The sequence below is a fragment of the Prosthecodimorpha hirschii genome, from assembly GCF_001305515.1.
Taxonomy (GTDB): Bacteria; Pseudomonadota; Alphaproteobacteria; order Rhizobiales; family Ancalomicrobiaceae; genus Prosthecodimorpha; species Prosthecodimorpha hirschii.
Genome location: NZ_LJYW01000001.1, coordinates 2,434,056 through 2,455,455, shown reverse-complemented (window position 1 = coordinate 2,455,455; position 21,400 = coordinate 2,434,056). Strand labels below are relative to the sequence as shown.

20 protein-coding genes are annotated in these 21,400 nt (G+C 67.9%); 4 read left to right on the top strand and 16 right to left on the bottom strand.

Annotated elements, in window-relative coordinates; all coding sequences use genetic code 11:
• The first annotated feature begins 7 nt into the window (after positions 1–7).
• Positions 8–724, top strand: coding sequence for a PilZ domain-containing protein (locus ABB55_RS28875; protein WP_160321209.1), 717 nt, complete (start codon positions 8–10; stop codon positions 722–724).
• Between the two features lie 193 nt (positions 725–917).
• Positions 918–1,316 (top strand): flagellar basal body rod protein FlgC, encoded by a 399-nt coding sequence (locus ABB55_RS10740; RefSeq protein WP_054358807.1) that lies wholly within the window; start codon positions 918–920, stop codon positions 1,314–1,316.
• A 32-nt stretch (positions 1,317–1,348) separates the two neighbouring features.
• On the opposite strand, the gene ABB55_RS10735 is transcribed toward ABB55_RS10740, so the two are convergent.
• The 4 genes from ABB55_RS10735 to ABB55_RS10720 all read right to left on the bottom strand — a co-directional run bounded on the left by ABB55_RS10735 (position 1,349) and on the right by ABB55_RS10720 (position 6,182).
• Positions 1,349–1,612 carry a hypothetical protein gene (locus ABB55_RS10735; RefSeq protein WP_054358806.1) on the bottom strand — a complete coding sequence of 88 codons (264 nt, stop codon included), beginning with the start codon at positions 1,610–1,612 and terminating at the stop codon, positions 1,349–1,351.
• Between the two features lie 210 nt (positions 1,613–1,822).
• Positions 1,823–3,319 carry a CoA-acylating methylmalonate-semialdehyde dehydrogenase gene (locus ABB55_RS10730; protein WP_054358805.1) on the bottom strand — a complete coding sequence of 499 codons (1,497 nt, stop codon included), beginning with the start codon at positions 3,317–3,319 and terminating at the stop codon, positions 1,823–1,825.
• A 160-nt stretch (positions 3,320–3,479) separates the two neighbouring features.
• Positions 3,480–4,814 (bottom strand): NAD-dependent dihydropyrimidine dehydrogenase subunit PreA, encoded by a 1,335-nt coding sequence (gene preA, locus ABB55_RS10725; protein WP_054358804.1) that lies wholly within the window; start codon positions 4,812–4,814, stop codon positions 3,480–3,482.
• 15 nt (positions 4,815–4,829) lie between these two features.
• Positions 4,830–6,182 carry an NAD(P)-dependent oxidoreductase gene (locus tag ABB55_RS10720; protein WP_054358803.1) on the bottom strand — a complete coding sequence of 451 codons (1,353 nt, stop codon included), beginning with the start codon at positions 6,180–6,182 and terminating at the stop codon, positions 4,830–4,832.
• Positions 6,183–6,586: 404 nt separating this feature from the next.
• Here ABB55_RS10720 and ABB55_RS10715 point away from each other — a divergent pair, with 404 nt between their 5' ends.
• Together ABB55_RS10715 and ABB55_RS10710 are read left to right on the top strand one after the other, a co-directional pair.
• A complete protein-coding gene (locus ABB55_RS10715) occupies positions 6,587–6,958 on the top strand; it encodes a VOC family protein (protein ID WP_054358802.1) in 372 nt (123 codons plus the stop codon).
• On the top strand, positions 6,955–7,398 hold the full coding sequence (locus ABB55_RS10710) for an EVE domain-containing protein (protein WP_054358801.1): 444 nt from the start codon (positions 6,955–6,957) through the stop codon (positions 7,396–7,398). The genes ABB55_RS10715 and ABB55_RS10710 overlap by 4 nt, the downstream gene beginning before the upstream one ends.
• A 97-nt stretch (positions 7,399–7,495) precedes the next feature.
• Here the strand turns inward: ABB55_RS10710 and ABB55_RS10705 are convergent, their stop codons facing one another.
• From ABB55_RS10705 to ABB55_RS31275, 12 genes are all read right to left on the bottom strand, one after another.
• Complete coding sequence (locus ABB55_RS10705; protein WP_054358800.1) at positions 7,496–8,761, bottom strand: sensor domain-containing phosphodiesterase; 1,266 nt, start codon at positions 8,759–8,761, stop codon at positions 7,496–7,498.
• A gap of 133 nt (positions 8,762–8,894) precedes the next feature.
• Entirely contained in the window at positions 8,895–10,409 is a 1,515-nt protein-coding gene (locus ABB55_RS10700) for an AMP-binding protein (RefSeq protein WP_054358799.1), read from the bottom strand.
• Positions 10,410–10,432: 23 nt separating this feature from the next.
• Positions 10,433–10,765: a cupin domain-containing protein gene (locus tag ABB55_RS10695; RefSeq protein ID WP_054358798.1), complete on the bottom strand. Its 333-nt coding sequence runs from the start codon at positions 10,763–10,765 to the stop codon at positions 10,433–10,435.
• Between the two features lie 23 nt (positions 10,766–10,788).
• A complete protein-coding gene (locus tag ABB55_RS10690; protein WP_054358797.1) occupies positions 10,789–11,667 on the bottom strand; it encodes a branched-chain amino acid ABC transporter permease in 879 nt (292 codons plus the stop codon).
• 10 nt (positions 11,668–11,677) lie between these two features.
• Positions 11,678–12,433, bottom strand: a complete 756-nt coding sequence (locus tag ABB55_RS10685; protein ID WP_054358796.1) for an ABC transporter ATP-binding protein — start codon at positions 12,431–12,433, stop codon at positions 11,678–11,680.
• On the bottom strand, positions 12,430–13,452 hold the full coding sequence (locus tag ABB55_RS10680; RefSeq protein ID WP_083463524.1) for a branched-chain amino acid ABC transporter permease: 1,023 nt from the start codon (positions 13,450–13,452) through the stop codon (positions 12,430–12,432). The genes ABB55_RS10685 and ABB55_RS10680 overlap by 4 nt, the downstream gene beginning before the upstream one ends.
• Positions 13,421–14,143 (bottom strand): ABC transporter ATP-binding protein, encoded by a 723-nt coding sequence (locus ABB55_RS10675; RefSeq protein ID WP_054358794.1) that lies wholly within the window; start codon positions 14,141–14,143, stop codon positions 13,421–13,423. Before ABB55_RS10675 ends, ABB55_RS10680 begins: the two co-directional genes overlap by 32 nt.
• Positions 14,143–15,291: an ABC transporter substrate-binding protein gene (locus tag ABB55_RS10670; protein ID WP_054358793.1), complete on the bottom strand. Its 1,149-nt coding sequence runs from the start codon at positions 15,289–15,291 to the stop codon at positions 14,143–14,145. Before ABB55_RS10670 ends, ABB55_RS10675 begins: the two co-directional genes overlap by 1 nt.
• A gap of 127 nt (positions 15,292–15,418) precedes the next feature.
• Positions 15,419–16,987 carry a hydantoinase B/oxoprolinase family protein gene (locus ABB55_RS10665; protein WP_054358792.1) on the bottom strand — a complete coding sequence of 523 codons (1,569 nt, stop codon included), beginning with the start codon at positions 16,985–16,987 and terminating at the stop codon, positions 15,419–15,421.
• A gap of 12 nt (positions 16,988–16,999) precedes the next feature.
• On the bottom strand, positions 17,000–19,063 hold the full coding sequence (locus tag ABB55_RS10660; protein WP_054358791.1) for a hydantoinase/oxoprolinase family protein: 2,064 nt from the start codon (positions 19,061–19,063) through the stop codon (positions 17,000–17,002).
• Positions 19,060–19,860, bottom strand: a complete 801-nt coding sequence (locus ABB55_RS10655) for an IclR family transcriptional regulator (protein WP_054358790.1) — start codon at positions 19,858–19,860, stop codon at positions 19,060–19,062. Before ABB55_RS10655 ends, ABB55_RS10660 begins: the two co-directional genes overlap by 4 nt.
• Before the next feature lie 223 nt (positions 19,861–20,083).
• Complete coding sequence (locus ABB55_RS31275) at positions 20,084–21,238, bottom strand: reverse transcriptase family protein (protein WP_083463522.1); 1,155 nt, start codon at positions 21,236–21,238, stop codon at positions 20,084–20,086.
• Between the last annotated feature and the right edge of the window lie 162 nt (positions 21,239–21,400).

Below are 21,400 nucleotides of genomic sequence, written 5' to 3'. Positions count from 1 at the left end.
GCGGCCCATGCCGAGGACGGATGGACCCTGCGCCGGCCGACAGGTCCGGCAAAAAGCCGGCGGCGCCTGTCGAACGGCCCTGATTTCATTCTCGGTTAACGAAATCATTCGGGAAAACACCGAAAACCCGAACAAGGAAGGTTTCGTTAGTCACCTTGGACCATGCTGCGCTACGGACGCGCAACGCGTTTCGCCTCCCATTGGCGTGGAACGTAGACGGGACATCAGCGGGATCGCGAAGGCCATGTCGGCGGAGAACAGGAAATACCCGCGACGCCGGGTATTGAAGAGCGGGGTGGTGATCTTCAACAATCGCCACTCGACGATGGATTGCACCGTCCGGAATCTCTCCGAGGGCGGCGCGCTGCTCGTCTTCGCCCGGCCGCCGACGCTTCCCGAGCGGTTCTCCCTGCGCTTCGAGGACGGCAGCGAATTCCCGTGCCGCAAGGCGTGGCAATCCGCCATGTCGATCGGCGTCGCCTTCCTGACCGTCGAGGCCGCGCCCGCCGTCCCCCCGTCGGCCCCGGCTGCTCCGCCGGCCCAGGCTGCCCCGCCGGCTCCGGCGGCAGAGCCCAAGCCGGAGTCGGTCGAGGTCAGGATCGGCGGGACGGTGGTCTATGCGACCGGGTCGGACGGCGGTGCTGCCCCGGCCCTCGACGCGGAGCGCAAGGCTCAGGTCCTGAAGGCGCTCGCCGACGCGATCGCCCAGATCGGCGCGACCTGATCCCCCCGGGGCTGCGATCGCCGATCCGGGCGCGGACCGCGATGTCGAACGTCGCGCTGCGACGGATGTTCAGACGGATGTTCACCGGGCAGCCGGCAAGGTGACGTCGAATTCGTTCGAATTGATTCGAATTCCGCAAGGGACCCGCAACGCGCTCCTGGCAGGCTCACGCTGGGTCAAGGAGTCCCGTCCCATGTCGCTCGCCGCGATCTCGATCGCCCTGTCCGGTGCCAACGCGGCCGTCCGCCGCCTGGAAAACTCGGCCGCCAACGTCGCCAACGTGTCGACGACCGGTACCGTCCCGGACGGCACCGGCGCCTCGACGGCCTATCAGCCGATGGTGGTCAGCCAGCAGTCGGTCCCGGGCGGCGGCGTGACCACGACCCTGGTGCCGCAGCGGCCCGGCTTCACGCTGCGCTACGATCCGACATCGCCGGACGCCGATCCGCGCGGCATGGTCGGGGCCCCGGACATCGATCTGGCCGGCGAGGCGGTCACGCAATTGACCGCCCGGTTGGACTACCGGGCGGCCCTGAAGGTGATGCAGGTGGCCGACGAGATGCTGCAGAGTACGCTCGACCTTACGTCGTAGAGAAACCTGCCGTCATCCCTGCCGGTGGAGCCTCAGTACCAGGGGCAGACCAGCTTGTTCTTCCAGACCGGTCCCCAGGGCGTGTGGATCAGCTTCGGCTTGTAGAAGCAGCCGCCGTAGCCGCCACCGTAGCCGCCGCCCCACTGGCCGTGATGATGATTGTGGCCGAACTTCACCACGACCCCGCCATGGTGATGCTTGTGGCCGGCCTGGGCCGAGGCGGTGGTGGCGACGGTGCCGCCGGCGATCGTGGCGGTGGCGACGAGGGCCAGGAGGGTCTTGCGCAGGATGGTCATGGGCGTCTCTCTCTCGTTTGAAAGGTCGGGATCGACCGTATGACGAGAAGCTGACATGGATGCCCTGAACCCGGCTTGAGCCGCCCGTTCATCGGGCCGGCAGAAACGTTGCGTACTGCCGGCCTTCCGTGTTCGTTCGCCTTCAATTCTCACAAATTCAAATAATGGAATTCGACGGGACAAAAGGGGGCGGTGCCCCGTCCGCGGCGCTCACTTCAGGCTCGGGAAGTTGAACTCCGCGCCGGACCGGATGCCGGTCGGCCAGCGCGAGGTGACGGTCTTCAGGCGCGTGTAGAAGCGCACGCCCTCCATGCCGTAGATCGAATGGTCGCCGAACAGCGAGCGCTTCCAGCCGCCGAAGGAATGGTAGGCGACCGGCACCGGGATCGGCACGTTGACGCCGACCATGCCGACCTCGATCTGGTCGGCGAAGGCCCGGGCGGCATCGCCGTCGCGGGTGAAGATGGCGGTGCCGTTGCCGTATTCGTGAGCCTGGATCAGCCCGACCGCCTCGTCGAAGGAACCGGCGCGGACGACCGACAGGACCGGACCGAAGATCTCCTCGCGGTAGATGGTCATGTCCGGGCGGACGCGGTCGAACAACGTGCCGCCGACGAAATAGCCGTTCTCGTAGCCCTGCAGGCGGAAGCCGCGGCCGTCGACGACCAGGTCGGCGCCCTCGGCGACGCCCTTGTCGATATAGCTGAGCACCTTGCGCTGGTGCAGTTCGGTGACCAGCGGGCCCATCTCGGCCTCCGGATCGCTGGCCGGGCCGATCTTGAGCGCCCGGACGCGCGGCGCGAGCGCCTCGATCAGGGCATCGGCGGTGCGCTCGCCGACCGGCACTGCGACCGAGACGGCCATGCAGCGCTCGCCGGCCGAGCCGTAGCCGGCGCCCATCAGCGCGTCGGCGGCCTTGTCGATATCGGCATCCGGCAGGATGACCATGTGATTCTTGGCGCCGCCAAGCGCCTGCACGCGCTTGCCCTTCGCGGTGCCGCGCGCATAGACATATTCGGCGATCGGGGTCGAGCCGACGAAGCTGACCGCCTTCACGTCCGGATGGTCGAGCAGCGCGTCGACCGCCTCCTTGTCGCCGTGGATGACATTGAGCACGCCCTCGGGGAAGCCGGCCTCGCGGAACAGGTCCCAGACCAGCATCGGGGCGGACGGGTCGCGCTCGGACGGCTTCAGCACGAAGGTGTTCCCGCAGGCGATCGCGATCGGATACATCCAGAGCGGCACCATGGCCGGGAAGTTGAACGGCGTGATGCCGGCGACGACGCCGAGCGGCGCGCGATCCGACCAGCTGTCGACATCCGGGCCGACATTGCGGCTGTACTCTCCCTTCAGAAGATGCGGGATGCCGCAGGCGAAATCGACCACCTCGATGCCGCGCGCGACCTCGCCGAGCGCGTCCGCATGGGTCTTGCCGTGCTCCTTCGAGATGGCCCGGGCGATGTCGGCGACATGCCGGTCGAGCAATTCCTTGAACTTGAACATGTGCCGGACGCGCTTCAGCGGCGGCGTGCGGCCCCAGTCCGGCGCGGCGGCCTTGGCGGCCGCGACCGCGGCGTCGACCTCCTCGCGTGTCGAGAGCGGCAGGATGCCGGTCTGCTCGCCGGTCGCCGGATCGTAGACCGGCGCCGTGCGGGCGGATGCGGAGGTGACGCGGCCGGCGCCGATCGCATTCTGCAGGGTTTGCATGGTCGTTTCCCGAAAGGACGTTTCTTGTGGAGAGGGCGGCGGCCAGAGCGGCGGTGTCTGTGCCGCCACCCTTGAGCAATCCGACGATCGATGGGCCCGGACCCATGCGCGGCCGAACTCATCCGACCCCGCTCATCCGATCCTGCCTATGCGACCCCGTTCACTCGGCCGGCTCAAGCACGGCCGGCCCGCGCGGGTTCTGGGCCATCGGATTGTTGGGATGTTCGAGCCAGGTGCGGTGGCCGCCGACCGGCAATCCGGTGCGCTTGTCGATCGCGCCGGCCTGGAGCGGTTCCATCGTGATGCACTGGTCGACCGGGCAGACGACGGCGCACAGATTGCAGCCGACGCATTCCTCTTCCATCACCTCGAAATGCCGCTGGCCGTCCTTCTCCTTCATGATCGCCTGATGCGAGGTATCCTCGCAGGCGATATGGCAGCGACCGCACTGGATGCACAGATCCTGGTCGATCTTCGCCTTGACCGCGTAGTCGAGATTGAGATGCTGCCAGTCGGTCAGCTTCGGCACCGCCGCGCCGACGAAGTCGTCGGCCGACGCATAGCCCTTCGCATCCATCCAGTCGGACAGGCCGGTGATCATCTCCTGGACGATCTTGAAGCCGTAGGTCATGGCGGCGGTGCAGACCTGCACGGTGCCGGCGCCGAGCGTCATGAACTCGGCCGCGTCCTTCCAGGTCTCGATGCCGCCGATGGCCGAGATGGGCAGCCCGTGGGTCTCCGGATTGCGGGCGATCTCGCTGACCATGTTCATGGCGATCGGCTTCACCGCCGGGCCGCAATAGCCGCCGTGGGTGGCCATGCCGTCGGTCGACGGCCAGGGCGTCAGGGTGTCGAGATCGACGCCCATCACCGAGTTGATGGTGTTGATCAGCGACACCGCATCCGCGCCGCCGCGCTTGGCGGCTTCGGCCGGCTTGCGGATGTCGGAAATGTTCGGCGTCAGCTTGACGATCACCGGCATCCGGCTGTGCTGCTTGCACCAGCGCGTGACCATCTCGACATATTCGGGCACCTGCCCGACGGCCGCGCCCATGCCGCGCTCCGACATGCCGTGCGGGCAGCCGAAATTGAGCTCGATGCCGTCGGCCTCGGTTTCCTCGACCCGCTTCAGGATCGCCTTCCAGCTCTCCTCCGTGCACGGGACCATCAGCGAGACGATCAGCGCGCGATCCGGCCAGTCGCGCTTGACCTCCTTGATTTCGCGCAGGTTCACCTCGAGCGGCCGGTCGGTGATCAGCTCGATGTTGTTGAAGCCGAAGACGCGCCGGTCCTGCGAATGGATCGCGCCGTAGCGCGGACCCGAGACGTTGACGATCGGCGGGCCGTCCTCGCCGAGCGTCTTCCAGACGACGCCGCCCCAGCCGGCCTTGTAGGCGCGGACCACGTTATAGGCCTTGTCGGTCGGCGGCGCGGAGGCGAGCCAGAACGGATTGGGCGACTTGACGCCGCAGAAGCGGACACTGAGATCAGCCATGGTCTCCTCCCTCGCTCACGCCACGCGCGCCATGCCGGCCTTGAGCGCCCGATCGATCGAAATCGCCGCCTGCTTGCCGTCTTCCACCGCCGCCACCGTCAGATCCTCGCCGCCGGCGACGCAATCGCCGCCCGCCCAGACCGCGCCGAGGGACGTGCGCCGCTCCGCATCGACCTTGATCCGGCCGCCCTCCATGGCGATCAGGCCGGCGCCGAGATCGCCGGCCAGGAAGGTCTGGCCGATGGCCCGGAACAGCTGGTCGCAGGCGATCTCCAGGCTCTCGCCGGTGCCGACGAGCCGGCCGTCGCGCTCTTCCACATAGTCGAAGGCGATGCCGGCGAGCCGGCCGTCGGTCGCCATGAGCCGGGCGGGCCGCAGCCAGTGCCGGATCAGCACGCCGTCGGTCTGGGCGACCATCTGCTCGTAGTCGCTGGCGTTCATCTGCTCCGGCCCGCGCCGGTAGACGATGGTCACCTCCTCGGCGCCCAGACGCTTGGCCTGCGAGGCGATGTCGATCGCCGTCATGCCGCCGCCGATCACCACCACCCGGCGGCCGATCGGCAGGGTCGCGAGGTTGTCGGTCTGGCGCAGCTCAGCGATGGTGGCGACCGCGTCCTCGACGCCGGCGAGGTCGTCGCCGAGGCCGAGCGCGTTGACGCCGCCGAGGCCGAGGCCGAGAAACACGGCGTCGAAGCGGTCGGTCAGTTCGGCCAGCGTGAAGTCGCGGCCGAGCCGCTTGCCGGTCTCCACCGTGATGCCGCCGACGCCGAGGATGTAGTCGACCTCGGCCGCCGCGAAGCCGCCGGTCGCCTTGTAGGCGGCGATGCCATATTCGTTGAGCCCGCCGGCCTTGTCGCGCGCCTCGTAGACGGTGACCTCATGGCCGAGCACGGCCAGCCGGTGCGCGCAGGCGAGCCCGGCCGGGCCGGCCCCGACGACCGCGACATGCCGGCCGGTCGGAGCGCCGCGGCGGAACAGCTGCCGGCCGGTCGCAAACAGACTGTCGGTGGCGAAGCGCTGCAGGAGGCCGATTTCGACCGGCTTGCCCTCGGCCGCCTCGCGCACGCAGGCCTCCTCGCACAAGGTCTCGGTCGGGCAGACCCGGGCGCACATGCCGCCCATGATGTTGGAGTCCAGAATGGTCCGCGCCGCGCCGAGCGGATTGCCGGTGGCGATCTGGCGCACGAACAGGGGGATGTCGATCGAGGTCGGACAGGCGGTGACGCAGGGCGCCTCGTAGCAGAACAGGCAGCGCTCCGCCGCCACCCGCGCCTCGAACCGGTCGAGGGGGTGGTGCAGATCGGCGAAATTCTCCGCCAGCTCCTCGGGCGTCAGGCGCCCGCTCCTGATGTCCGGCAATGCGCTCATCCGAGGTCCTCCCACCGCCCGAGGGCCGTTTTGGCGGTCTTCGACCGCTCTGGCGGTCTGCAACCGCTCCGCCGCAATTGGAACGCTTCCAGTTCCAAGATTTGACCATCTGATCAAACGTCGGAAAGGGTGTCAATCGGGACCCTGCACAGACAAGCGGCAAGCCGCTGCATTGTGCAGTGCGGTATGCCCGATCGCGCCGGATCTCGCCCGGGAAGCGCCGCAAGACGACTGGCGCCGACCCTCCCTCTCGCGGTATGGGCGTCGGAACGATCCGGCACATGGGGCGACCCTGCGGCCGAAACCCCCGGGGCGCCGTCTCTCGGATCCGACACGCTCCTGACATCTCCTGACAGTCCGTTCGCCTAAACCGCTCCCGTTGCACCAACACCGGGAGCGCCGTCATGGCCGAATTCAGCTTCGTCATCCTCTATGTCGACAACCCGCCCGCCAGCGCCGACTTCTATGCGGACCTGCTCGGCCGGCCGCCGGTCGAGGTCTCGCCGACCTTTGCCATGCTGCCGTTGCGCGAGGGCGTGATGCTCGGCCTGTGGTCGCGCCACACGGTCGCGCCGGCGGCCGCGGCGGCAGGCGGCGGGACCGAGATCGCGCTGGCGGTCGAATCCTTCGACGTGGTCGATGCGCTGCATGCCGATTGGAGCGGGCGTGGGCTTGCCATCGCGCAGGCGCCGACCGTGATGGATTTCGGCCGCACCTTCGTCGCCCTCGATCCGGACGGCCACCGCCTGCGGGTGATGGCGATGGGTGAGGCATGAGCCGGGCCTTCGTCGCGGTCGCCTCGGCCGAGCATGTCCGGCGCGGCCGGGCCGACGGCTTCATGCAGGTCTGCCACGGCAAGAGCGGTCCGCTGCGGCGGATCGATCCGGGCGACCGGGTCGTCTACTATTCGCCGACCGAGACCTTCGGCGGCCGCGACCGCCTGCAGGCCTTCACGGCGATCGGACGGATCGTGCCGGCCGCCCCCTACCGCTTCGACATGGGCGGCGGCTTCGTGCCGTTCCGGCGCGATGTTGCCTGGTGGCCGGCGCGGGAGACGCCGATCCGGCCGCTTCTGCCGCGTCTCGCCTTCGCGGCGGACGGCAACTGGGGCTACCGCCTGCGCTTCGGACTGTTCGAGATCGGCGAGGGCGACATGGACGTGATTGCCGAGGCGATGATGGCCGCCGAGCCGGTCGCGACGGCCCTCTCGGCCTGAGGCGGTTGCGACCCGCCGGGGCTTCATCCTGCGAGGCGCGTCCCGCCTTGCGGGGATGCGAGGCCGAGCACCCGCACCGGGTGGGGTGGTGCCCGGCCTAAAAGGACCGGGCTTTCTGGTGGCCGGCCGCGTCGGACCAGGTGGCCAGGGGGCCGGGGCGGCTCAACAGGTAGCCCTGGCCGAGCTCGATCCCCATCCGCCGCAGGGTGGCGAATTCGGCCTCGGTCTCGATGCCCTCGGCGACGATGGCGATGCCGGACCGCCGGCAATAGAGCGTGAGAGCGTCGGCGAGCGCCTGCCGGTCGGCATCCCGGTCGATGTCGCGGACGAGGCTGAGGTCGAGCTTGATGATGTCCGGGCGGAGCAGAAGGATGTGGCGCAGGCTCGAATAGCCGGCGCCGGCATCGTCGATCGCAACCCGGAGCCCGCGGGCGCGCAGGCCGTCCAGCACCTGGTTGAGGCGCGGGTAGTCGAAGACCTGCTCGTGTTCGGTGATCTCCACGACGATGCGTCCGAGATCGATCCCGTCCAGGATGGGGGCGAGATCGCGCGCCAGCAAGGCGCGCGGCGACATGTTGAGCGATGCGGTGATCGGGGCCGGCCAGGCCTTCAGCCGGGCGACCGAGGATTCCAGGGCGGCGAATTCCAGTTCGAGCCCGCAACCGACCGCGACGGCATCCTGAAACCACTCCACGACCGGCTTGAAGGGCGCCTTGGGAAACCGGGTCAGACATTCGAAGGCGGCGATCGAACGGTCTTCCAGGCGATGGATCGGCTGGAAGACCGTGTCGAGCCCGCCCTCGGCGATCACGGCCTGGATGGCATCCGCCTTCGCCCGAAGGCTTCGGGTCGTGGCGATCTGATCGTCGATCTGGCTCGCGACCAGATCGGCGATGGTCGAGAAGAAGGCCAGGTCGCGTTCGTTCAGGGACGGTCGCGGTTCGAAGGAGAAGCAGCAGAAGGTGCCGTAGACGGTGCCGTCCCGCAGCCGGATCGGCACGCTCAGATGGGACCCGATCGGAATCGTGCCGGTTTCCGGGATCGCCAGCGCGGCCGGTTCGTCGTGGGTGTCGACGATCAGCGTGGGCAACCGGCCCTGGACGACCTTCAGGCAGTAGCCCTGCTCCAGGGAGAGGCTCTGCCCGACCTTGAGCGGCAGCGAGACGGTATCGGTGTCGACATAGCGGAAGACGCGGTTGGGACCGATGAATTCGGTCAGAAAGCCGACATTCATGCCGAGATGGCAGCGGATCGCATGGAGGACGCGCTGAATGCCGTCGCGGGCCCGGGCCGGATCAACGGCCGCCAGAATGCCGTCGGTGAGGGTCGGCGATTCGTCGCCGGGCAGATCGGTTTCGATCATGGCTTCGCTCTGAGCGGGAACCGGTGCGAATCGCAGCAATTCCCATCTCCGGCTCAGGCTAGCGCCGACGCCTTAAATTTCAATCTCCAGAATATGTCGAACGCATCTCTCGCGTCGCAGCATGAACCGCGCGTCACTGCGGACCCGCCATCTTCCGGTCGAGCGCGCGCAAGTCGGTCTTGAGGATCTTGCCGTAGTTGTTCTTCGGCAGGGCCTCGACGAAGACATAGTGCTTCGGCCGTTTGAAGCGGGCGATGTGGTCGAGGCAGAGCGCGTCGAGCGCTTCCGGGGTCGCCGCGCCGACCGCATAGGCGACGACGATCTCGCCCCATTCGGGATCGGCGCGGCCGATCACCGAGACTTCGGTCAGACCCGGATGGCGCAGCAGCACCTCCTCGACCTCGCGCGGATAGATGTTGCTGCCGCCCGAGATGATCACGTCCTTGGAGCGGTCCTTCAGCGTCAGGAGGCCGTCCGCCGCGAAGGCGCCCTGGTCGCCGGTATGCAGCCAGCCGCCGGCGAGCGTCCTCATCGACGCGTCCGGATTGTCCCAGTAGCCGGACATCACGGTCGGGCCGCGCACCAGCACCTCGCCGGTCTCGCCCACGGGCAGCGGAACATCGCCCGCATCGGCGACGCGGACCTCGACGATGCCGAAGGGTTGCCCGACGCTCGCCAGCCGCGCCAGCCAGTCCGGATGATCCCGGTCGGCGACCATGTCGCGGCGAAGCGTCGAGATGGTCATCGGCGTCTCGCCCTGGCCGTAGATCTGGGCCAGGCACGGCCCGAGCGCGTCGAGCGCCTCGACGGCGTCGGCGGCATACATCGGCCCGCCGCCATAGACGACGGTCCTGAGCGCGGTCGGGTCGCCGGAGCCGAGCCCGCCGACCATGCGCTTGACCATGGTCGGGGCCGCGAACAGCGAGACGCGGCGCCAATGGGCGGCGAGCGCGTAGAGTTCGTCGGGCTCGAACCCGCCGGATTCGGGGACCACGTTGACGGCGCGCCGCACGACATGGGCCATCATGTAGAGGCCGGAGCCGTGGCTCATCGGCGCGGCGTGGAGCAGGCGGTCGCCCGGCGCGGTCGGATCGACCTCGGCCAGATAGGCATGCGTCATGGCCGAGAGGTTGCCGTGCGACAGCATCGCACCCTTCGGCCGGCCGGTGGTGCCGCTGGTATAGAAGAGCCAGGCGAGCGCATCGTCGGCCCGTTCGACGAGGTCGAGCGGTTCGGAAGCGCCAAGGCGGGCATGCAGGGCGCCGCCGAGCGGGACGAGATGCTTCAGCCCGGCCGGGGCCGTCGCGGCGACCGCGGTTTCCAGCCCCTCGGACACGAAGGCGACCGCCGCGCCGGAATTCTCCAGCGCATAGGCGAATTCGTGCGGGTGCAGCTTGGCATTGACCGGGACGGCGGCCGCGCCGGCCCACCAGACGGCATGCAGGGCGGCGACATAGTCGGGCTCGTTCTTGGCGATGATCGCGACGCGGTCGCCCGGGCGGACGCCGAGCCCGGCAAGGCCGCCGGCCAGCCGCGCCGTCGCCTCGGCCAGTTGCCCGTAGGTCGCGACCACGCGCGTGCCGTGACCGACAGCCGGCAGCGACGGATCGGAGCGTCCCGCGCCGGCGAGCCATCCCGCAATGTTCATGGCCCGAGCCCTCCCGTGGCTGTTCAGTAGTATTCCGGCCGCGCCGGGGTGAAGACGTCGAAATTCAAGACCGGCTCGTCGCCGACCACCTCGCCCCAGTGGACGACGTTGGGCGGAATGACCAGGAGCCCGCCCGGGCCGACCAGATGCTCCTCGTCGCCGACGAAGAAGCGGATCGTGCCCGCCAGGATATAGGCGATCTGCTCGTTGGGATGGGAATGCGGTTTCGGCTCGTGGCCGGGCATCAGCCGGTGCAGCGTGACGGTGGCGCCGTCGCCGCCGAAGGCCTTGCGGTCGACCCCGGGGCGGACCGGGGTCCAGGGGATGGCGTTCCAATCGATCGAGCGGGCCGGCATGGGTGTCTCCAACGGTGCGGGGGTCACTTGGCGGCGCCGAAGATACCGGCGGGCCGCACGAACAGGAACAGGAGCAGGACCGACAGGGCGGCGGCGCTCTTCAGGCCGGCGCCGAGCCACAGGATCGCGATCGACTGCACGAGGCCGAGCGCGAGCCCGCCGACGAAGGCGCCGAAGGGCCGGCCGAAGCCGCCGATGATCGCGGCGATGAAACCCGAGATGGCGAAGGGCACGCCGACATTGAAGGCGGTGTACTGGGTCGGCGTCAGCAGGATGCCGGCGACCGCTCCGAGCCCCGCCGACAGCGCGAAGGCGAGCGCCAGCATGGTCGAGACCGGGATCGCCTGCAGGAGGGCGGCCTCGCGGTCGATCGCGCAGGCCCGCATCGCCTTGCCGGTCAGCGTCACCTTGAAGAACAGCGCGAGCGCCCCGACGATCGCCAGCGAACCGGCGATGATGAACAGCGACTGGTAGTTGATCGCGACGCGCCCGAGCATGATCGGCGGCCAGTCGAGGAACACCGGCAGCGTCTTGGGCTGGTCGTCGACGAGCAGGAAGGTCACCCGCTCGATGACGATCTGGGCCGCCAGCGTGGCCAGGATCATCACGAAGACCGGCGCCTTGCGCATCCAAAGCGGCCGCACGACCAGCCGTTCGAGCACCACGCCGACCGCCGCGACCGCGACCACGGCGACGAACGCGGCGAGCGCATAGGGCACGTGGTAGCGCACCAGCAGGACATGGGTGATCATGCCGCCGAGCATCACGAAGGCGCCCTGGGCGAAATTGACGATGCCGCTGGCATTGTAGATGACGCAGAAGCCGATGCCGATCAGCCCGTAGACGCAGCCGATGCCGAGGCCGGAGACGAGGCTTTGCAGGACGAGGTCCGCTTGGGTCACCGCTCTCTCCTCAGCCCAGATAGGCGGCGATGACCGCCGGATTGGCCTTGACCTCGGCCGGAGCGCCCTGGGCGATCTTGCGGCCGAAATCGATGACGACCACGTCGTCGGCGGTGTTCATGACCAGCGTCATGTCGTGCTCGATCAACAGGACCGATGTCCCGGAGGCGGCGATCTTGCGGATCACGTCGGAGAGCCGGGCGCTTTCCTCGGCGTTGAGGCCGGCGGCCGGTTCGTCGAGCAGCAGCAGCTTCGGTTCGGCGGCGAGCGCGCGGGCGACCTCAAGCAGCCGCTGGCGGCCGTAGCTGAGCGTCGCGGCCTTGCGGTCGGCGACCGCGCCGAGCCCGACCAGGTCGAGCAGTTCGCGCGAGCGGGCGGCGATGCCGGCCTCCATGCGCCGGATCGACGGCGGCCGGAACACCGCCGACAGGAAGCCGCCGCGGGTCTTCAGATGGGTGCCGACGGCGACATTCTCGGCGGCGGTCAGATCGGCGAACAGCTTGACCAGCTGGAAGGTGCGCACCAGCCCGCGCGCCGCCTTGGCCTCGGGCGGCAGACGGGTCACGTCCTCGCCCTCGAACACGACCCGGCCGGCCGTCGGCGGCTGCGCGCCGGAAATCAGGTTGAAAAGGGTGGTCTTGCCGGCCCCGTTCGGGCCGATGATCGCGGTGACGCCGCGATCGGGCACGACGAAGCTGACATCGTCCACGGCGGTCAGGCCGCCATAGCGCTTGGTCGCGCCCTCGACGCTGAGACGGACGGTCATGACGCCTTCCTTCCGGCGGCCAGGTCGATCAGGCCGGCCATGCCGCGCGGGGCATAGATGAGGAGCAGGATCAGCGCCGCGCCGTAGCCGAGATCCTGGTAGTCGCGGAAGCCGCGGAAGGTCTCCGGCAGCAGCGAGATGACCAGGGCGCCGATGATCGGCCCGACCACGGTGCCGAGCCCGCCGACATAGAGCATCGTGAAGGCCAGGATGACCATGTGCAGCCCGAACACCTCCGGGCTGACATAGCCGACCACATGCACGAACAGCGTGCCGGCGAGCGAGGCGAAGCCGGCGGAGAGCAGGAAGGAGGCGAGCTTGTAGCGGGCCACGTCGATGCCGAGCGCGCGCGCCGCCTCCTCGCTGCCGGCCACCGCCGACAGCGCGCGGCCGAAGCGCGACCGGCGCATGCGGGCGACCACGAAGGCGCCGAGGAGCACGATCGCGGTCAGGACCGCCAGGATCTGGCGGTCGCCGGTCGCCTCGAAGCGGCCGATGCCGAGCGACGGAATGCCGGAAATGCCGAGATAGCCCTGCGTGACGCTCTCCCACTGCACGGCGATCTCGTAGACGATCAGGCCGATCGCCAGCGTCCCCATGGAGAGGTAGTGGCCTTTGAGGCGCAAGGTCGGCCAGCCGATCAGGCCGGCCAGCGCGAGGCTGCCGGCGAGGCCGGCCGCGAAGGCCGCGAGCGGGGGCCATTCGTAGGTCGTCGTCAGGACCGCGGAGGTGTAGCCGCCGATCGCCGCGAAGGCGTTGTGGCCGAACGAGACCTGGGCGGTGAAGCCCATGAAGATGTTCAGCCCGGTCACGAAGACCGCATAGATCAGCGCGAAGGCGACGATGGTGGCGAGATAGCCGCCGAGATAGCCGGCCGCGCCGACCAGGCCGGCGGCGACCAGCCAGGGCAGGGCGCCGAGCACCAGGGCGAGGCCCGAGCGGGCCGGGGTCCCTTCGGCTTCCGAGCCGAGCCCCGGCGGCCCGGCGTCAGGCGAAGTAGTAGCGGGCGAGTTCGTCATGCGACTTCACCTGATCGGGGGAGATCACCGCGACGGTGCGGCCGAGCGAAAGGAGATGGACGCGCACCGCCAGTTCCAGCGCCAATGGCGCCTTCTGCTCGACCAGCACGACCGAGAGGCCGGACTGGTTGAGCCGTCGCAGCGTCTCCAGGATCTCCGCGGTAACGCGCGGCGCGAGGCCGAGCGAGGGTTCGTCGAGCAGCAGCACCTTCGGGTCGGCCATCAGCGCGCGGCCGATGGCGACCATCTGCTGCTCGCCGCCCGACATCGACCCGGCCGTCTGGCCGAGCCGCTCCGAGAGGCGCGGGAACAGCTCGAAGGTGCGCGCGAGCCGCCGCTCGACCTCCCGCCGGTCGCGGACCCGGTAGGCGCCGAGCCGCAGATTCTCGGCGACCGTCATCGGTCCGAAGATGCCGCGGCCCTCCGGGACCAGCACGATGCCGGCCGAGGCGACCGCGACCGGATCGGCCCGCGGCAGCACCACGCCCTCGGAGCGGACCTCGCCGGTATTGGCGACGAGGCCCAGGATGGCGCGCAGGAGCGTCGATTTGCCGGCGCCGTTCGGGCCGAGGATCGCGACGAGTTCGCCGCGATCGACGGTGAGGTCGGTCGCCTCCAGGGCGCGGACATGACCGTAGCGGGCGGTCAGTCCGCGGACCTGGAGCAGCGGCGCGTGCGGGTCGGGTGCCATCACTTCACGATTTTGATCTTGCCGCCGGCAATGGTGGCGATCACGAAGGGGTTCTTGGTGATGCCCTGGTGCTGTTCGGGGCCGAAATCGTAGGTGCCGGTGGTGCCCTGCCAGCCGGTGATGGCCTCGATCGCGTCGCGCACCGCCGGACCGGAGGCCGACTTGCCCTTCTCGATCGCCGCGACCGCGAGCATCACGCCGTCCCAGCCGCGCGAGGCCCAGTTCGGGTCGCGATCGGCGAACTTCGCCCGCCACGGCACCAGGAACTTGCCGATCTCGGTCTTCAGCGCGCCCTCGGGAAGGGTCTCGTAGACCTGCGACGGCGAGGCGACGAAGAAGAACTGTTCGCCGAGCACTTCGGCGACCGGGCGGAACACCGCGAGGTCTTCCAGCGAGGTCAGGAGCAGCATCTTGGAGCCGAGCTGCTTCAGGTTCTTGGCTGCCGTCAGCGTGGTGCCGCCGAGGCCGATCTTCAGGACCGCGCCGGCGCCGGCCGCCTGCATCTTGCCGAGCTGCACGGAGAGATCGGCGTCATCCTGCTTGTAGGCTTCGACCGCGACGACCTCAATGCCGTATTTGGCCGCGACCTTCTCGGCGACGCCCTTCTGCAGCAGCGCGTAGGGGGTCGGGTCGTGCAGCACGCCGACCTTGCGGATGTCGGTCTGCTCCTTCAGATATTCGAAGCGCTTCTCGACCTCGAAGCCGGCCGGCGGCAGGGTCGAGAAGGCCCATTTCACCTGCGCGGGCTGCTGCGGCAGGATCGAGCACAGCATCATCGGGATCTCGGCCTTCACCACCATCGGGGCGGCGGCGAAGTTGCCGGCCGAGACGCAGCCGGAAATGAAGATGTCGACCTGATCGGACGAGATCATCTTGCGGTAGACCGTGACGGCCTCCTGCGGCTCGGAGCGGTTGTCCTCGACCACCACTTCCAGCTTGCGGCCGAGCACGCCGCCGCGCGCATTGACCGCCTCGGCGGCGATCTGGACGCCGTCGCGCCAGGCGCGGTCGACGGTCGCCGCATAGCCGGTCAGGCCGGCCGAGATGCCGATCTTGTAGACGCCGTCGGCGGCCGTCGCCGGGCTCGCAAACCCGGCCGAGAGAAGCAGCGCCGCCAGGGCGGTCTTGATCTGGTCTCTGGTATCCATTGCCGTTTCCTCCGTGGATGTTTTTGGGGATTCTCGATGTCGCGCGGTCGGGGCGGCATTCTGCGGCCGCCCTCGGCCGGTCATGCCTTCGGGCCGAAGCCCGCCAGGGCCTCGGTGCCGAAGCCCATCATGCCTTCGGGCCGAAACCGCCGCCGCCGGGCGTCTCCAGCAGCACCGCGTCGCCCGGATTCATCGACAGTTTGCGCGCCTGGCTGACCGGTTCGCCGTTGATCAGGAAGCGGCCGGGCGCACCGGCCTCGCCGCCGCCGATGCCTTCCGGTCCGTCTTCCATGCGGCTCGGGACGGCATTCAGCAGCCAGGGCTGGTCGGTGTTCATGTGGAAGCCGATCGACTGGCCGTCGCCGCCGCGCATCCGGCCGGCGCCGCCGGAGCCGCGGCGCAGCTCCTTGCGGTCGAACACGATCGGCATCGAGGCTTCCAGGATCTCGACCGGCACGGCCGCGACGCCGGTCGGGTAGCAGGTCGCGCTCGGCCCGGGCTTGCCGGCGCGCGCGCCCATGCCGCCCGAATAGTTGAACATCGACGAGGTGAAGGCGCGCCCGTCCGAGCGCTTGCCCTGGATCTGGATGGTCCAGACCGCGCCCGAGCCCTCGGCCAGCACCCGGTCCGGCATGACCTGGTGCAGCGCCTTCAGGATCGGCATCGGCACATACATGCCGACGACGTGGCGCGCGTTGACCGGCGCCGGATACTCGCAATTGATGATCGAGCCGAGCGGCGCGCGCACTTCGATCGGCGCGAGCGAGCCGGAATTGTTCGGCAGCTCCGGGTTCAGGCAGGAGCGGACCGCGAAGGTCGAATAGGCGTGGGTGTAGTTCAGCACCACGTTGATGCCGGTCGTGGTCTGCATCGAGGAGCCGTCGAAATCGACCACGATATGGCCGGCCTCGGCATCGATGGTGACCGCGGCCTTGAGGGTGATGATCTCGCCGCCCGGCACGTCGAAGCGCGAGACGCCGTGATAGGTGCCGGGCGTCAGCTTGCGGATCGCGGCGCGCGTGGCCTCTTCGGAACGGCGCAGGATCTCGTCCGACAGTCCCTCGATATCGGCGAGGCCGTGCCGTTCGCACAGCGCGACCAGATGTTCCGAGGCCGTCCGTCCGGCCGAGACCTGGGCGGCGAGATCACCAAAGACCGCGTCCGGGGTGCGCACGTTGCGGCGGATGATGTCGTGCAGGACGGCATTCGGCACGCCGCGCTCGTAGAGCTTGAGCGGCGGGATCCAGAGCCCTTCCTCATGCACATCGCGGGCGCCGGCGCCGATGCCGTAGCCGCCGATATCGGTGTGGTGGATGGTCGAGCCGACCCAGCCGATCACCGCCGCGCCGTTGAAGATCGGCGTCAGGGTGGTGATGTCGAAGAAGTGCCCGGCCGACAGCCAGGGATCGTTGGTGATCAGCACGTCGCCCGGCTCGACCTTGCCGGTGAACAGGCCGGCCAGATGTTTGCCGGCAAAGGCGAGCGAGTTGATGTGGCCGGGCGTGCCGGTATTGGCCTGGGCGACCATGCGGCCGCGCTGGTCGAACAGCGCATAGGCGAGGTCGCCGGCCTCGCGCACGATCGGGCTGAAGGCGATGCGCTGCAACGCCTTGGCGCGCTCGGTCACCATGCCGATCAGGTTCGACCAGAGGATTTCGAGCTCGACGGCATCGATGCGGGTGAGATCGCGGGTCATCGGGCGTGTTCCTCAGGCCTTGGTGGCGACGATGCAGCCGACGGGGTCGATGGTGGCGCTCCAGCCCGGCGGGATGGCCGTGGTGGTCTCGCGCTCCTCGATGATCGCCGGGCCTTGGATGGTCTGGCCGACGGCGAGGTCGGCCCGGTTCCAGACGGCGACCGGCTGGTCGTCCTGCCAGGCATGGACCGGGCGGACGCGGCGCGCCTCGCCGGCCGCGGCGGCCGGGCGGCCGGCGGCGTGGAAGCGGATCGGCGGCCCCTCGACGACCACGCGCCAGGTGACGATCTCCATCGGCACATGCGAGGGATTGACGCCGTAGAGGACGCGGTAATCCTCGGCGAAGATCGCCGCGATGGCGGCCACGTCGCGGGTCCGGCGCGGATCCGCGGCGAAGGTCACCGGGACCTCGTTCTGCTGGCCGGAATAGCGCATGTCGGCGCCGATCCGGATGCGCATTTCCGCATCCGTGCAGCCGGCCTCGCGCAGCGCCGCGCGGCCCTCGCGCTCCAGGTCGCCGAGGATGCGCTCGACGCGCGCCCAATCGACCGCATCGAGGCGGACCAGATCGGAGCGGACCAGATCGAGCCGGACCGGCGTGACCAGCGTGCCGAAGGCCGACAGCACGCTCGATTGCGGCGGCACGATCACGGACGAGCTCTGCAGCAGTTCGGCGACCCCGCAGGCATGCAGCGGGCCGGCGCCGCCGAAGGCGAACAGCGGCAGGCCGCGATAGTCGACGCCGCGGTCGGTGGCGTGGCTGCGTGCCGCATTGGCCATCGCCTCGGTGACCACCCGGTAGATGCCGCGCGCGGCCTGCACCGGCGAGGCGCCGAGCGCGCTGCCGAGGCGGGTGAGCGCGGCTTCGGTGGCGGCGCGGTCGAGTTTCATCTCGCCGCCGAGGAAGTTGTCGGCGTCGATCAGGCCGAGCATCAGGTCGGCGTCGGTGACGGTGGCGCCCTGCCCGCCGCGGCCGTAGCAGGCCGGTCCCGGATCGGATCCGGCGCTGTCCGGGCCGACCTTCAGGAGCCCGAGATCGTCGATGCGGGCGATCGAGCCGCCGCCGGCGCCGATCTCGATCAGGTCGATCGACGGCACCGTGACCGGGATGCCGCTGCCTTCCTTGAAGCGATAGCGGCGGTCGACCTCGAACAGGCCGGTGACCAGCGGGGTGCGGTTCTCGATCAGGCAGGCCTTGGCGGTGGTGCCGCCCATGTCGAAGGACATCAGCCGGTCGATGCCGAGGATCTCGGCATAGTGGCAGGCGGCGAGCGCGCCGGCGGCCGGGCCGCTCTCGATCATGCGCACCGGATTGCGCCCGGCCGTCTCCGCGCCGACGACCCCGCCGGAGGAGAGCATGATCAGCGGCGTCTGGCCGATACCCTCCTGGTCGAGGCGGGTGGTTAGCCGCCTCAGATACGGCAGCGAGATCGGCATCGCATAGGCGTTGACGGTGGTCGTCGAGGCGCGCGGATATTCGCGGATCTGCGGCGCCACGTCGGACGAGGTGCAGACGAAGACATCCTGCAGCAGCCGGGTGAGCGCGCCGGCGACCTTGGTCTCGTTGGCCGGATTGGCGAAGGCATTGAGGAAGCAGATCGCGACCGACTGCGCGCCCGACGCGCGGATCGCCGCCGCCAGGGCCTCGATCTCGGCGTCGTCCGGCACGCGCGTCACCGTGCCGTCGGCGAGCGTGCGCTCGGCGAGCCCGAAGGTCAGGTGCTCGGGCACCAGCGGCTCGGGGAATTCGATCTGCGGATCGTACATATCGTAGCGGTGCTCGTTGCGGATCACGAGCACATCGCGGAAGCCCTCGGTGACGACCAGCGCGGTCGGCGGTCCCTTGCGCTCGATCAGCGCATTGGTGACCACCGTGGTGGCGTGCACGACGACGCCGTTCACGTCGCGGGCCTCGATGCCGGCCTTGGCCAGCACCGCATGCACGCCGCCGAAGAAGCCGCGCAGCAGGTCGTCATGGGTGGTCAGCGTCTTGTCGACGGTGAGCGAGCCGTCGGACTTCCTGAGCACGATATCGGTGAAGGTGCCGCCGATATCGACGGCCAGGGAATAGGTCATGGCTTCGCGCTCCAGCCCAGCTGCCGGGAGATGTCCTGTGCGGCGGCGAGGACGGCCCGGATCTGGGCCTCGGTGGGGGGTGAGGGAATGAATTGCGTCGGCCCGGCAATGGCGAGCGAGCCGACCTGCTCGCCGCGATGGTCGAAGACCGGCGCGGCGAGGGCGTTGACGGCAATGACGATCTCGTCGGGGGCGGTGGCCCAGCCGCGCGCCCGGATCGCCTCGATCTCGCGCCGGAGCGCGGCCGGGTCGGTGAGGGTATGCTGCGTCCACTGGCGCAGCGGGCCGGCGAGCGCCGCCTCGCGCCGCGCGGCGGCCCCGAAGGCGAGCCAGACGCGGCCATGCGCGGAGGCGTGATAGTCGAGCCGGGTGCCCGGTCGGGTGCCGAACTCGATCACGGTGCGGCCCTGGATCAGTTCCAGCACCACCACCCCGCCGCCGTCCATGGGACCGCACAGCGTGACCGCCTGGGCGGTCTCGTCGCGCAGCCGCACCATCACGTCGCGCGCCGCCGTCATCACGTCGAAGCGCGCCCGGACGGCCTCGCCCCAGACGACCAGCTTGACGGCCGGCTCGTAGCGGTCGGTCTGCGGGTCCTGGCGCACCAGCCCGTGCCGGCCGAGCGTGACCAGATGGCGATAGACGGTCGACTTCGACGCCCCGAGCGCCGCCGCGATCTGCGCGAGCGCCTGGGGCCGGCTCTCGCCGACCAGAAAGTCGAGCACCCGAAGCGCGAGATCCAGCGTGCTGGTCCCCCCCGCGAGCTTGCCCGACGCGTCGTCCGCCTCGGTCGTCATCTGTTTCCGTCCCGGTCATTTCATTATATGAAACGACGTTTTGTTATTTGAAAGGAGGTTAGGATGGCGGCGGACGGGTGTCAACGGGGGAGATGAGGGGAAAGGCGTAGGGGTGGGGCATCTTTTACGTAGATGCGAATTCATTCAAGAATCAAAATTCTTACCCCAGATTCTCACTATATATTATTCACTTAGTGCAATTTGAAAATAAAACATTAATTTACTATAGCATCCAGTTAACGGAATTGAATTTTTTGTAAAGCTTAGAGGCGTATTTACTATTAACTTGATGGGCGTATGCGATCAGCCCTAATATATGTCGTCGCATTCCAATTAGCGATGAGAAACCTCGATGCTCACGATGCCGTTCGGCGCCGATATCTTTGTGCAAAAGGGCATAGAGATGCGTCTCGATGTTATTACGAAACGCCTTAGTGAGTTTTGGTTCACCTGTGTCAACTAGCATACCTAGGAGAATTTTTCTGCCACCGGGAGGGGATATACTGGTCTTCTGGCGATGCGCCACCAATCCGTGATGTCGCAAAGAGTACTCGACAAGTTTGACCAGCCTCATCGCTTCGTGGCGTGTTCCGGTGGTTGTGCGTGAAAATGCTAAATCATCTGCATACCTAGTGTAGGTCCAACCTACGCCAAGTGCTATCCGTTGGAGCCTGCAATCGAGTGCTTCAACCGCACGATTTGCAAGCATCGGACTTGACGGTGCACCTTGTGGCAAGTGCCCCATTGGATATGAACGATATGGTACTTTGCCGCTTCGGCTGAGAAGCCGCGGAGCATCACGTCCTTTGTAGCGGGGTAGTCGTGTACAGATACGTGCCATTTGGAAAGATAGCAGCGCGCCGTACCCAAAAGACCTAAAAACGCGATAAACTGCCGATTCAGAGATGGACTCAAAAAAATGCCGCACATCCATTTTGATTAGCCACTTTGAATTAGTGTGGCGCTTCGCTGAATCTGTGATGTCACGATTCCTGATAAATGCAAAACTTACGTCATGCGATGACGTTGTTTGAAGAATATTTTGCGCTATCCAGCGCTGAACCCTCATAAGATTCGGTTCTGGTACGCATATAGTTCGGTATCGCCTTGAAGGGGTGGGCACAAGATTGGAAACGCCGCGCTTCTTTACCCTGAAAACACGATATGCATCGACCTTCCGATTGGCAACTTCTTGCAGGAAACTTGAGTTAACGTCAACTAAATGCGCAAGGTGCTCGATCGTAAAGATGACCGGCAGGTCGGGGTGGACTCTCTTTATTGCATTTGCTGTTGCAATGCAGGCGTTGATGGTTGTCGCGCTGATACCGAAACTGCGGGCGCCTGATATGAAGGTCTGAGGGTCCCACGGGTGTGACATCTACTTTAGCGCAGCCCAGTCGCGCCGGATCGTTCATCAAACCGAGCCATTCCGAGGGGGTGGCCCGAAGGGCCATGATGGACGATCTGGCGTGGACCTGCTTTCGAGTGCTCTTTCAACGGCAATGGAAAACTCCATTCCCCACAACAGTGGATTAGTATC

Excerpts from the sequence above, each read along its gene's own strand:
- ABB55_RS28875 (WP_160321209.1), top strand. The coding sequence starts at position 8 with ATGCCGAGGACGGATGGACCCTGCGCCGGCCGACAGGTCCGGCAAAAA.
- ABB55_RS10740 (WP_054358807.1), top strand. The coding sequence starts at position 918 with ATGTCGCTCGCCGCGATCTCGATCGCCCTGTCCGGTGCCAACGCGGCC.
- ABB55_RS10735 (WP_054358806.1), bottom strand. The coding sequence starts at position 1,612 with ATGACCATCCTGCGCAAGACCCTCCTGGCCCTCGTCGCCACCGCCACG.
- ABB55_RS10730 (WP_054358805.1), bottom strand. The coding sequence starts at position 3,319 with ATGCAAACCCTGCAGAATGCGATCGGCGCCGGCCGCGTCACCTCCGCA.
- preA (WP_054358804.1), bottom strand. The coding sequence starts at position 4,814 with ATGGCTGATCTCAGTGTCCGCTTCTGCGGCGTCAAGTCGCCCAATCCG.
- ABB55_RS10720 (WP_054358803.1), bottom strand. The coding sequence starts at position 6,182 with ATGAGCGCATTGCCGGACATCAGGAGCGGGCGCCTGACGCCCGAGGAG.
- ABB55_RS10715 (WP_054358802.1), top strand. The coding sequence starts at position 6,587 with ATGGCCGAATTCAGCTTCGTCATCCTCTATGTCGACAACCCGCCCGCC.
- ABB55_RS10710 (WP_054358801.1), top strand. The coding sequence starts at position 6,955 with ATGAGCCGGGCCTTCGTCGCGGTCGCCTCGGCCGAGCATGTCCGGCGC.
- ABB55_RS10705 (WP_054358800.1), bottom strand. The coding sequence starts at position 8,761 with ATGATCGAAACCGATCTGCCCGGCGACGAATCGCCGACCCTCACCGAC.
- ABB55_RS10700 (WP_054358799.1), bottom strand. The coding sequence starts at position 10,409 with ATGAACATTGCGGGATGGCTCGCCGGCGCGGGACGCTCCGATCCGTCG.
- ABB55_RS10695 (WP_054358798.1), bottom strand. The coding sequence starts at position 10,765 with ATGCCGGCCCGCTCGATCGATTGGAACGCCATCCCCTGGACCCCGGTC.
- ABB55_RS10685 (WP_054358796.1), bottom strand. The coding sequence starts at position 12,433 with ATGACCGTCCGTCTCAGCGTCGAGGGCGCGACCAAGCGCTATGGCGGC.
- ABB55_RS10680 (WP_083463524.1), bottom strand. The coding sequence starts at position 13,452 with ATGACGAACTCGCCCGCTACTACTTCGCCTGACGCCGGGCCGCCGGGG.
- ABB55_RS10675 (WP_054358794.1), bottom strand. The coding sequence starts at position 14,143 with ATGGCACCCGACCCGCACGCGCCGCTGCTCCAGGTCCGCGGACTGACC.
- ABB55_RS10670 (WP_054358793.1), bottom strand. The coding sequence starts at position 15,291 with ATGGATACCAGAGACCAGATCAAGACCGCCCTGGCGGCGCTGCTTCTC.
- ABB55_RS10665 (WP_054358792.1), bottom strand. The coding sequence starts at position 16,987 with ATGACCCGCGATCTCACCCGCATCGATGCCGTCGAGCTCGAAATCCTC.
- ABB55_RS10660 (WP_054358791.1), bottom strand. The coding sequence starts at position 19,063 with ATGACCTATTCCCTGGCCGTCGATATCGGCGGCACCTTCACCGATATC.
- ABB55_RS10655 (WP_054358790.1), bottom strand. The coding sequence starts at position 19,860 with ATGACGACCGAGGCGGACGACGCGTCGGGCAAGCTCGCGGGGGGGACC.
- ABB55_RS31275 (WP_083463522.1), bottom strand. The coding sequence starts at position 21,238 with ATGTCACACCCGTGGGACCCTCAGACCTTCATATCAGGCGCCCGCAGT.